This window comes from Mesorhizobium sp. M4A.F.Ca.ET.022.05.2.1 (assembly GCF_003998845.1).
GTDB lineage: Bacteria > Pseudomonadota > Alphaproteobacteria > Rhizobiales > Rhizobiaceae > Mesorhizobium.
Genome location: NZ_RZOJ01000695.1, coordinates 1 through 1,552 on the forward strand (window position 1 = coordinate 1; position 1,552 = coordinate 1,552).

At 62.4% G+C, this 1,552-nt stretch carries 2 protein-coding genes; both read left to right on the top strand.

Annotation, left to right across the window (positions count from 1 at the left end; genetic code table 11):
- The coding region (gene prmC, locus EN745_RS34635; RefSeq protein WP_127423304.1) for a peptide chain release factor N(5)-glutamine methyltransferase at positions 1-727 on the top strand (727 nt) is incomplete at its 5' end.
- Between the two features lie 329 nt (positions 728-1,056).
- The coding region (locus tag EN745_RS34640; RefSeq protein WP_245487907.1) for a DUF4167 domain-containing protein at positions 1,057-1,552 on the top strand (496 nt) is incomplete at its 3' end.

Below are 1,552 nucleotides of genomic sequence, written 5' to 3' on the forward strand. Positions count from 1 at the left end.
GGCGCGACCCGTGCCGGCGGAGGCGATTGTGGCCATCGATGCGGCCCTGCGACGGCGCGTCGCAGGCGAGCCGGTGCACCGAATCCTCGGGTTTCGCGAGTTCTACGGACTGAGGCTATGGCTCTCGCCGGAGACGCTGGAGCCGCGCCCCGACACCGAGACGTTGGTCGAGGCGATCCTGCCCTTCGCCAAGGCAACGGCGGAGCGGCAAGGCGAATGCCGTATCCTCGATCTCGGCACCGGTAGTGGCGCCATCGCGCTGGCGCTGCTTAGCGCCGTTCCCGGCGCTGTCGCGACCGGTGTCGACATAGCCGCGGGTGCGCTGGCAACAGCCATGCGCAATGCCCGTGACCTGGGGCTCGCCGACCGGTTCGAAACGCTTGAATCCAACTGGTTTGCAAAAGTTTCCGGCAGCTACCATGTAATTGCCGCAAACCCTCCCTATATATCTCGGCAAGACATAGGAAATCTGCAGGACGAGGTCCGCGGTTTCGATCCGCATCTGGCGCTTGACGGCGGCGCGGACGGTCTGGACCCCTACAGGATCATAGCCGCTGAGGCGGCGGGCTTTCTGGAAACCGAAGGCTTGGTCGTGGTCGAGATCGGCCACACGCAGCGAATCGAAGTGGCGGACATCTTCACGGCAGCCGGCTATCGGTTGGCCGATAAGTTTCGCGACCTCGGCGGTAACGACAGGGCTCTGGTGTTCGAACGCGCAAAGCCCTGATGCAGTGCGAAAAAGGGCTTGGCAATGCCCGGGAATGCAGCTAGGGTCAAAGTAGCCGGATGAGACGAAGCAGGCAGTGCTCTTAGCGATTCGGTTTTCCTTGGAAATAGCTGCCTTCTTGCGCGATCGACGCCAATGCTTCGTGCGGGAATCGTCCGGCAAGTGATGTAACCGGAACAGGATGGCACGTGGCGCCAACGCAATTGATGCGGGCGAACGCCGGTGAAGAAACGAAACGGCTGGCTGCATGAGCGCCTCCGTTCGCGAAGAGTTTTCAAAAATTTCACACTGAAGAGAGTCGAATGAGGCCACAACAGCAGAACAGGCGCATGCGCGGTCGCAATAACAATGGCGGCGGCGGTGGCAACAACAACAACCGCAAGGGCCCCAATCCCCTGACGCGCAACTACGAGAGCAACGGCCCGGATGTGAAGATCCGCGGATCGGCTCAGCAGATCGCCGAAAAATACGCCGCACTCGCCCGTGACGCGCAAAGCTCCGGCGACCGGGTGATGGCGGAAAACTATCTTCAGCACGCCGAACACTACAATCGCATCATTGCCGCCGCGCAGGCGCAGATGCCGATCCAGAACGTCCAGCAGAATCGCGACGATTTCGATGACGACGCGGACGAGGATCGCGACGAGTTCGACACTGTCGGCAACAGCAATGCCGGCGAAGCTCCGGCCGCGGCCGCCAACCAAGGTGCCGGCCCGCAGCCGGTGATCGAGGGCGAGCTGGCCTTCAATCAGGACAATGGAAACGGCCGCGACAATGGCCAACGCGATGGCCATGGCCGCGACAATGGCGGGCGCCACCGCGACC